Below are 9775 nucleotides of genomic sequence, written 5' to 3' on the forward strand. Positions count from 1 at the left end.
TCACTGCTCCGACAGGGACCACATCGCTCGCGCCTGTGCGGGGGAGAATCTCGATTGCGGGAGGCCCGGGTGCGGCCTGCGGCGTCTGCTCAACCTCCACAGCACCGGGCGCAGTCACGGTATTCGACAGCCGAGATTTGAGCGCACTCGTCTGCGATGCCGTCACGAGTACCGCGACAGCCGAGAACACGCTCAGCACCGCTACATGTCGGCGTCCAGTCAACACTTTCATCACAACAATCCGTCGGGTCGCACTCCTGGTCATTACGTACCCACATAGTAGTTGGTGGGCCGACCAACTGCCGATCCGGCGGGGCGACATACCAGAAGGGCGGGCGCCCAGATTCAAGCGACTGACTACCGGTGTTGGCGACATGCGGATACGTACTTAAGCGGCGACCTACCGCAAACTACGCGCAACCTCTGGCTTAGACGCCAGTGGGACGGCCGCTTCGGCAGCTCGCTCGAAGCGACATTGTGGCGGAATCCCCCGACAGGATTCCGCCACGGTGCTTCGTCGGTATCGGTCCCACCTCACCTGACGGGTCCACAATCTACTATGCAACTCAGTAGGACGCACAGGAATCTGGTGAGAGGCTGTCATCAGCCTCCGAACAGAAGGTTCGCCGACGACCGCTCAGCGGCCGTGGCTGCGATAGCTGAACCATCCCACGCCAACATTTGACTGCTCCGCCACCAGGGCGTCCAAGAAGCGTGCGCCTCCAGCTGGAGACAAAGCAATAGCGAGCAGGAATTTCTCGGCCGCGCAGCCCCATTGCAACGCATCACTCGGAGACTCAACAGCCGACGATTTGCCATACAGATGGCGGATCCGCCAACTCCCGCCATCTCAAATGGCAAGCCGCCATCGAGAATGGCAATCTACAACGCCGCCGCGCAACATGTAAGTTGCCGAACTGCGTGTCACTTGTCCGCGCCCCGACCAGGTACAACCGTGGCAGCGCCATCGAAATGTCAGTCGGGTTTTGCCATCCGAATGTCGAATCCTAGAACCGAACGGTTGTCCAAGAAATCGCAGGGCGTCAACCGCTGACATCTCGCCTGGAGTCGTTCCTGCAAGGACCGTAAGCTGGCCGCCGTAACCCGCGTGGCTGATGACGGGCCGCAAAGATCTCAACTCCACCCATCTGCGCCGCGGAATGCTCGAAGGGCTCACAGACCGCGCAAACCACACCGGGTAGGCGGCTACATCAGGAAGGCTGGTATACCCCGTGCCCGTCCCGCCCGACCGCGCCGCTATGGTCCAACGGCAAGGACACACGGCTTCACCGCCTCAGGAACTTGCCCATACCGACACTCGAAGGCGTGCGTAACTGATGGTGCGGTCGGCGTCGCTGTCGCGCCCAACGTGACTGGGCGCGAGCCGGACTCGGTGCCTCCCTGCCGGTAGCAGCTACCGCGGCGGCGCCCACTGTCCCTCAGCCCGGAGCCATGCCGGCACCCGACGACCGCAGCAACTCGTCGCCGGCGGACGGCGCCGAGGCTAGCTTTGTGGGACACCAACGCTGCCGGTGATGCCCAGCGCCAACGTCGCGGGCGACCCGGTGGCCATCATCCGGCGGTCTTGGAGATCGTGGCAACTTCTGCGCACAACTGACTGCCGGCATAGGCCGAACCTTCCTCACCAAGCGGGGCATCCCTCCCGTGACCGCCGCGGCAGATCCCGCCATAACCAACAGAGGCATTCTGCGCCTCCACGGTCGCCAGGCATCACAGTTCGTGATCCGTCGAACCATGTCACAACTCGGAATGCCCCAAACTCGTGGGGCGGCGGCAACGCCAACGGTCCCTCGCGAGGCATCGCTCAGGGGGCCAACGCCCTGGGCTTCGACTGCTGCGGACTCATGCAGTATGCCTTCGCCGGCGTCGGTATCAACGCGACCATTTCGCCGGATCGCAATACAGCGCGGGCCGCAAGAATCCTTCATCACAGATGCGCCGCGGTGCCCTCATCTTCTACGGCTCGAACGCGCCAGCACGAGCTATGTATCTCGGCGGCGGCCTGTTGATCGAAGCTCCCCCCATCAGGTCCGTCGTCAAGATCTCCCCCGTGTGCAGCTCCGGCATGACGCCTTATGCCATCCGCTTGATCGAGTACTGACACCTCGCGGCGACCACTGCGCGGTTGGCGCATCAATCCGCCCCTGAGATGCCTCCCGCCTCCCGCCGCTCGGTGTGGCGCGGCGGCGCGGCGGGGAACAGCGCCACGGCGCCGGCAAAGGCGACGCCCCACAGCACGACGACGACGGCGCACAGAATCAGCCGCGCTTCCCACCCGAGACTGTTCGGGCAAACGTCCATCAGCCAACGCATGTCAGGCCTTCCTCCACGTTCAGGGTCACCCTTTTGCAGGACGCAATCGGTATGTGTCTCGTAAAGATCTGCTGAAGATCGGGCCGGGCCGCTCGGGCAATCAATCAGGGCCGCATCAACGGGCGCCATATGGAGCATCGAGCACCACCCGGGGCGCAGGGCCTGAGCACGCGAAGGGATACCGCGCTGGTCGTCGACGACGAACTTCCCCTGGTGGAGACCGGTGGCCGCATCAACCCATCGGCGGTGCAGGCGATGGCCGAGGTTGGCATCGACATCACCGGCGAGTTCGTCAAGCCTGGACCGACGAAATCGTCTAGGCCGCCGACAGCGGTGATCACCATGGTCTGCGAACATGCCGGCCAGAATCTTCCCCGGCAAACGCTATGAGAACTTGGAAACTGCCCCATCCCGAAAGGCCAAGACGTCGCCGCGGTACGGCGGATCCGCGACGACCTCCAAGAACGGGTTAGGCGCTTGCTTACCGAACTCCACGTCACCGCACGTTAGGCCTCAACCCCAGAATGACCGACTCCTCAAGGCCTTCCGTGTCGTTCGTCTGCGTCAACGACGACGGTAAATCGCAAATTGCTGCGGGTCTCATCCGCCAAACTCGCCGGCGACACCGTGGACGTGTTCAGCCGGCGCCGCGGTCAGCGATCTGTTTGCCCAAGCCCTGCTGGAGGTGAGCGTCGACGTCACCAGAGAGTAACCCACGTCCGCGGGCTCTGAGCTGGCCCGCAGGGTCGACCTGGTAGTCACCCTCGGCCGAGAAACAAAGCTCGACCCGCGGCCGGGCACCCGGGTGAAGAACTGGGACACCGACAAATCTTCCGAACGCGAAATCGACGGCATCGAACGAAAGTGGTTGATACGCATTTCGATGATCGCGTCCAGCGCCTGCACGCAACGCTCACCGACCCCACCGCCCGACACCCAGCCCGCGGCAGGGCAACTTCGCCGTCACCCGCCACCCTCCCACCGATCGCCGGAGTTCTCGAACGCTGGGAGCACATCCCTCACCCAATCGTCCTGATTGGGCTGCCCGCAAGCCTCAATCAGTCGAACGGCAGCCGCCGCCGCAACGCCTCGGAGAGCTGGGTAATCGTCGGCAGACCCTCAAACCGGCATCGGTCTGATATACCCGGCACGCCAACTCCGTCACCGGCACCGCATCGTCGAAAGCGTCTGTGCCATCGAGGAGCATGGTTGGAGAGCCGGCAAACGGCAAGGACGCCGCCTCGTCGTCTGTAGTGACCCGCCGATACGTGATCTCAACGTCGACCAGGCCTGCTGCTGCCGCGCCCACACGGACACCGACTTCCCGCCAATTCGGGCACCCTTCGAAATAGACAATCTCCACTCTCATGCGTCAATCGTGGCGTAAAAGAGCCCGTGGTGTCATCGGCAGCGGACTCCACCTCCCAGGCACGGACTTTCCACACCAGAGAACCGTTGTCCCGGTGAAGGTCTCACCGGATAGAACCGGGAGCATGACGCCATACGCGATTCGCGTCATCGAGAGTTAGCGCCGGCACGCGGATCACCGACGTCCTCTAATAGTTGCCGACACACTTCGATAGTTGCACATATTGCAATGTATGCATATATTTGAGCTGGAGGTGGTTGCGGTGGCTGCGATAGGTGCTCTGGTTCTGTATTTGACGTTCGTCGCACTCGGGTTCGGGTGGCGTAGTTGGCGCCAATATCGACTCACTGGCTCCACCGGTTTCCACGGAATCAGCGGCCGGCCGGGCTCACCGGAATGGGCCGCCGGCGTCGGCTTCGTCCTCGCCATGCTGCTCGGCCTCCTCGCACCAGCCTTGCAAGTGTTTGGCGTGCTAGCCCCAATCGCTGCTATCGAGGCCTGGGGGCTTCAGGCATTGGGTTCGGTGTTGGCGCTCGGGGGTCTCGCGGGGACACTGTGTGCGCAAAACGACATGGGTGAATCGTGGCGGATAGGCGTGGATGCGCAGGAGTCCACGACTCTGGTGCGCCGCGGCGCGTTCGCGGTCGTGCGCAACCCGATCTTCACGGCGATGCTGTCGTTCGCGACCGGCGTCGCGTTGATGGTCCCGAACGTGGTTGCGCTGGCTGCACTCATTCTTCTGGTCGTGGCGATCGAATTGCAGGTCCGCGTGGTGGAGGAGCCCTACCTCATACGCACGCACGGTGACGCCTACCGGTCCTACGGTCAAGCTGTCGGCCGGTTTCTTCCCGTACTGGGACGCTTTCCTAGGACCGTTGGCGGTGAATCCCACTAAGCGGAAGCCAGCAGAATCCGCGCCAGCCGCGTGGTCGTTTCCACACCATCGCCGTAGCCGCCTTCCCCGTTGAGCGAGTTCATGATCGCCAATGTGTAGCGCTGCTGAGGGCCGGCGAAACCGACGCTGTTGACGACCCAGCCGCCCTGCTCTTGGGACCACCCGTTCTTGTTGCCGGGAATCATGGCCGCGCCCGCTCCCCACACTCCCCATTGCTGGTTGGCGTCGAGGTGTTGCATCTCCGACACGATCGCCGCGGTCTGGGCCGCAGGCAAGCTGGTGAGGGTGTAATTCATCAGCCGGTCGAGGTCCTCGCTCGTGGCCTTCTGGAAACCCCAGTACGGGTACGTGCCGCTGAACCCCTGCTGCGGTTGCAGGTTAGTGAGTCCGTACGTGGCGAAGTTGCGGTTGAACGCCATGTTGTCTGGTCCGCTGTAGCGTTCCCAAAGCGTATCGGCAGCGTCGCTGTCCGATGAGTGCATCATGTCGGCCATGAGTTGCCGATCGGCCGGGGTCAAGGCGATCTGGCCGGCGCGTGCCCGAGTCAACAGATCAACCACCATCGCCAGCTTGATGGTCGATGCAGTCCATATCATCGTGGTGGCCGCCCCGTTGCGGTGAGCCTGTCCGGTCATCCGGTCGCGAAGCACATAGCCCACCGTGCCCGGACGAGTAGCTAGGTAGGCGTCTGCCTGCGCGATGCGCTGTCCGATCTCCGCGGCGGCCGCGGGCGCCGGCACGCACAGCAACACGGTCATAGCGACAAGTCCGGAGACGACGGCCTTCACCTGTGTAGCTTGTCAGTCCCCACGGACATCAGGGCCCACGGCACGCCGGACAAACACCGCGGTTCCTACTATGTATCTACGTACATTCAGCCCCGCGGATGGCAGGTGTGCCGTCACCGCTGCGAAAGCCACAAATTCCCGTGACGGGTCGACCCGCTAAAATAGACACTATCCGTGACGGTGCGACCGCAAACGCCTTCACCGGGGCGAATCGACGTTCTGCCAAAATGGATTGGGTGTTGAGCAGCATTGCGCACACTCGTTGCGTGTTCCGATCGGACGCAGCGTGACGCGCCGCGCCACCGCCCGGAGGCGTATTGGCGGGAGATGGCCCCCGCGAAGCGCACACAACCAGCGAGCGGCGGATGCGACATCTGGAACGGGCACACGTCGTCTCCCAACCGGACCCTTGGCTACACACATGCAATCACGCGTCGATGCTAGCTTTGGCGCTGCGTCGACGAGACCTTCTCAAAGCACTCGGCCAGCTAGTCGTGTGATCGTCGCAGCGCCCAGGTCGCTATCGGGCAACAACGCGTCGACGCGGGCCTCACGACCCCGATGGCCGCGCCCACCGATCGTGCCGCACTCGTGAGCGGGCGGAAGGATCAGAGAACGATGGCGGTCACGACGTCGAACCAGAACGCTCGGCCGTGGCCGACCGTTGCCGCCGCAGTCGCGCTAACAGCCGCGGCGTTGAGCGTGGGGTATTGGGCGCTCGGGCTAGCAACCATGCTCATCTTCACCGCCGGGTTCGTCGGGGGCTTGCTTCTGTGGCTGGTGTGGCCGAGTGGCGGCGGATGGGCCGACATTCGCGCGCCGTATTGGATCGCCCTGTTGTTGTTCCTGGCCCACCGCGTCGAAGAGAAGCAGACGGGGTTCTTCGCATTCCTGGCGGCTGTCACGGGTGTGCCGACGCCTGCGGTGAACTCGGTGCCGGTGGTGCTGCTCGTTGCCCTCTCTGCGGGCGCCTGGCTGTTGGTTCCGGTCCTCATGGGGCGCGGCCGCCCGATCGGCAGATACCTGGCATGGACGTTCTTCGCCTCGTTGGGCCTAACAGAGTTGGCGCACTTTCTGGTGTTCCCGTGGCTCGATCCCTCCGGGGCCGGCTACGTGCCCGGAATGTGGACCGTCGTCGCTCTCGCTCCCGTCGCCTGGTGGGGAATGTGGCGACTCACTCGCGGGCCATCCGTCGAATCCGCGTCCCCAGGGCAGCGCCCGATCCAACGCCTCCGTGACACCTCATAGGTCAAGTCCACCATTGCGGTGACATCCGTTGATAGCTCGGTGTCTTGCCCAAGGCGACAACGGCTTTTCCCGCTATGTGCCCTTCGTCAGAAGCTAGTTCTCCGACGACGTGTGTCTTTGCGGCGGCCGGCATCACAGCGGTGGCATCGTGAAGTTCAACCTCGGCAGCATCCCACTCGGAAGTAGTTCAAAGGTTATGGATGTCATGTCGTTCTCCGATCTGAGGTTTCACTGCACGCGCTCAGCCCAAGGACCAACGCGATGCAGGCCGTTGTGCCGACGGTGCGGTACACCGTCCGCCAGCCGTGGCTAGGCGCCGTTCGTCCTCTGCTCGATCGCAGTCGAGCCGCGGCGCTGGAGGATCAGCACCGCAAGCGCCACCCCCACGGCCAGAAGCCCACCGGCAGCGATCATTTGGCCTCCTAGCCGCTGGTCGCTCAGCAAGTCCGCATGCCAGCTCAGTTTTAAGGAGCGGTAGAAGACGTCGCCGAGAACCTCGCGCATGTTCATCACCACGAGCCCAGCAATGACGAACTGCGAAAGCCCGAACAACAGGATCGCGATCCGGCCCCGCTTGGGCATCAACCGTGGCACCGGCTCGACACCGCTGACGGCGGCGAAGAACAGCGAACCGCTGACTAAGAAGTACCCGATCATCAGCATGTGCGAGCCGTGTTCGCTCACGGCGGCATCGAAGACCGCTTCGAGGCAAAGCCCGTAGACGCCCACCACGAGAAGTGCCAGCGCCGTCCACGGATGCGCGATGAAACGCACGAGCGACGAATTCAGCGCGCTGACAAGCCATTCGCGGGGACCAGGCACCCCGTTGGGATCGACTGCCTGCAATGCATTCAGCGCGAGGGNCACCGGTGCGCCCTGCACGAGCAACACCGGCACCACTATCGTGAGCATCAATTGAGCGACGGCGTGCATGCTGAACGTTGCCGCCATGTACATGCCNAGTCCTGATGAAGTGGCGAATAGCAAAGCGAGGCAACCGATCAGCCACGACACGGTGCGCCGCGTTGACCACGGGGCGCCGCGGCGAGACAGCCGATACACNAGTCCTGATGAAGTGGCGAATAGCAAAGCGAGGCAACCGATCAGCCACGACACGGTGCGCCGCGTTGACCACGGGGCGCCGCGGCGAGACAGCCGATACACCGCAACAAGGTAGATACCGGCGATGACGAACGCCGCCGTGCCGAAGATCAGGTCGAATCGCCATTCCACGAACACCCGGGCGATCGTCGGCGGCTCGGCGAGATCGAAGCCGAGCGCAGCCTCAGCCGGAAGCGGTTCGCGCGTCGCGGGCGGCGGTGGCGTGCGACCCAACCCGACCGCCACTCCAATTGCGACGCCGAACAGGGCGGCTTCTGTGAGTGCGAGCCGAAGAAGGGGTCGGCGCGACGTCGGATCACGCTGCAGCGCAACGATCGACGTCTGTCGCTGTCGCCAGCCGATCACACCGAGGCCGACCAGCGCCGTCACCTTCGCCACGAGGAGGAGCCCGTAGCTGCTGTCCAGCATGGTTGACACGTCGATCCGGACCGCCGCGTTGACGATTCCGCTCACGGCCATCGCCGCGAAGCACCACAGCGCCAGACCCGAGAACCGCCGGGCGGCTATGTCGGTGTGGCTGCCATCTCGCAGCGTGTGCACGAGCAGCGCCAGCAATCCGCCCGCCCACAATGTCCCGGCCACCAGGTGAATGATCAGACTGTTGGTCGCGATGTCGTGTGAGCCGCCCGATGAGGAATGCCCCGTCACGGCCAGCGGCATCAACGTCATCAGGCCGCCCGCCAGTAGTGCGGGAGTCCACGACCAGCGCAGCACCGTCAGGCTCGCTACGGCGACGAACGCCGCCAGAATCGAGGTGGTGCGCCATGCCGCGCTGGTTTCGACCAGGTCGGCCGCCGACCATATGTCCAGCGGGGTGAGCTCGGTCAACGGTACCCCCGACACGTCGGAGATCGTCAGCGCCACCAACAGCGCAGCGCACACAGCCCATACCGCACAAGCGGCACCGCCCACCCTAAGCGCCCGGTAACCGTCGACGTCGAGTACTCCACTGGGCTGCGGCGGCACGAGGAACGCCGCGAACAAGAAGTGTCCGATCGCCACCACCGCAGCGATCTCTCCGGCGGCGCGCACGAACGACAGCCCGTAGGTAGTGAAGGGCCCCGGATCGCTGAGCCCGGTCACCGCAAGAACCTCAGGCAACGCTAAAGCGCCGATCGCCGCGGCGGTAACGCCCGAAATCGTTGCCACACCCAGCAACACAACCCGCACCACCCAGCGTCGGGGAGCGGCAGACGTCGCCATCACCGCCCCCACTCCGATCCCGCGATGTTTTCACCGTCACGGCTCCGGCGGTTCACGATCAGCACATGGATCCCCGGGGAGAGCGACGGCGCGGTGCGCTCGAACGCGACTGCGTCATATCGGAAGTGTGGTGTTGGTGACGAACGCATCGCGCACCCACGACACCACCTCGTTCCACAGCCCGGTCAGCAGGGCGATGCCGACCGCGACGAGGAGCACGCCGCCGAAGACCTGAATTCGCCGGGTGTTTCGGCGCAGCCAGCCCAGTGCCCGCATCGCCCGGCCGGATGCCAGCGCGAATAGCACGAACGGAGCGCCCAGGCCCACACAGTAGGCGACGACGAGTGCGATTCCGCGAGCGACGTTGGGCCCCTCGCTGGCAGATGCGACAGCGATCACACCCGTCAGCGTCGGGCCCAAACACGGGGTCCAGCCCAGCCCGAACACCGCCCCAAGTACCGGCGCACCCCACAGGGTGGACAACGACGTGGGAGTAAAGCGTGCGTCGCGTTGCAGCGCAGGGAAAAAACCCATGAACACCAGACCCATCACGATCGTGACGACTCCGCCGATGCGCTGCAACAACACTCCATTGGTGATGATCGTCGTCGTCAGACCCAGAATCGCGACGGTTCCCATCAGGAACACCGCCGTGAAGCCGACAACGAACAGCCCCGCGGCCCCCGCTACCCGCAGACGTGCCCTGGCCAGCGGCTGGGCACGCGCCTGGTCATCCACGCCGACCACCGCGGCGAGGTAAGACAGGTACCCGGGCACGAGAGGGACGACGCAGGGCGATGCGAACGACACCAACCC

General features: G+C 64.2%; 8 protein-coding genes and 1 pseudogene. 5 read left to right on the top strand and 4 right to left on the bottom strand.

All coding sequences use genetic code 11. The annotated features are described in order from the left end of the window. Window positions 1-1437: 1437 nt before the first annotated feature. A pseudogene (locus H7I57_RS34035) lies at window positions 1438-2122 on the top strand (NlpC/P60 family protein); the annotation flags it as partial. A gap of 32 nt (window positions 2123-2154) precedes the next feature. Here H7I57_RS34035 and H7I57_RS33065 read toward each other — a convergent pair. Next, the gene (locus H7I57_RS33065) at window positions 2155-2334 is read right to left on the bottom strand and encodes a hypothetical protein (protein WP_049777491.1); all 180 of its coding nucleotides are present in this window, start codon (window positions 2332-2334) and stop codon (window positions 2155-2157) included. A gap of 129 nt (window positions 2335-2463) precedes the next feature. Between H7I57_RS33065 and H7I57_RS33070 the strand changes: the two genes are divergently transcribed. Together H7I57_RS33070 and H7I57_RS33085 are read left to right on the top strand one after the other, a co-directional pair. Then, entirely contained in the window at window positions 2464-2724 is a 261-nt protein-coding gene (locus tag H7I57_RS33070) for a low molecular weight phosphatase family protein (RefSeq protein ID WP_011896123.1), read from the top strand. Between the two features lie 1211 nt (window positions 2725-3935). After that, on the top strand, window positions 3936-4598 hold the full coding sequence (locus tag H7I57_RS33085) for a methyltransferase family protein (protein ID WP_048471953.1): 663 nt from the start codon (window positions 3936-3938) through the stop codon (window positions 4596-4598). Here the strand turns inward: H7I57_RS33085 and H7I57_RS33090 are convergent. After that, window positions 4595-5356, bottom strand: a complete 762-nt coding sequence (locus tag H7I57_RS33090) for a serine hydrolase (protein ID WP_011896127.1) — start codon at window positions 5354-5356, stop codon at window positions 4595-4597. The genes H7I57_RS33085 and H7I57_RS33090 overlap by 4 nt on opposite strands. A 395-nt stretch (window positions 5357-5751) precedes the next feature. Between H7I57_RS33090 and H7I57_RS33095 the strand changes: the two genes are divergently transcribed. Both H7I57_RS33095 and H7I57_RS33100 read left to right on the top strand, forming a co-directional pair. Beyond that, complete coding sequence (locus H7I57_RS33095; protein WP_372510502.1) at window positions 5752-5886, top strand: DUF3703 domain-containing protein; 135 nt, start codon at window positions 5752-5754, stop codon at window positions 5884-5886. Window positions 5887-6004: 118 nt separating this feature from the next. Continuing rightward, window positions 6005-6634 (top strand): hypothetical protein, encoded by a 630-nt coding sequence (locus H7I57_RS33100; protein WP_011896128.1) that lies wholly within the window; start codon window positions 6005-6007, stop codon window positions 6632-6634. 309 nt (window positions 6635-6943) lie between these two features. Here the strand turns inward: H7I57_RS33100 and H7I57_RS33105 are convergent, their stop codons facing one another. Both H7I57_RS33105 and H7I57_RS33110 read right to left on the bottom strand, forming a co-directional pair. Then, window positions 6944-8959: a bifunctional copper resistance protein CopD/cytochrome c oxidase assembly protein gene (locus tag H7I57_RS33105; protein WP_264028512.1), complete on the bottom strand. Its 2016-nt coding sequence runs from the start codon at window positions 8957-8959 to the stop codon at window positions 6944-6946. A 114-nt stretch (window positions 8960-9073) separates the two neighbouring features. Next, window positions 9074-9775: cytochrome c biogenesis CcdA family protein (locus tag H7I57_RS33110; protein WP_264028513.1), on the bottom strand; the 702-nt coding region annotated here is incomplete at its 5' end.

This window comes from Mycolicibacterium pyrenivorans, assembly GCF_025821625.1.
In the GTDB taxonomy this organism is placed as follows: domain Bacteria; phylum Actinomycetota; class Actinomycetes; order Mycobacteriales; family Mycobacteriaceae; genus Mycobacterium; species Mycobacterium pyrenivorans.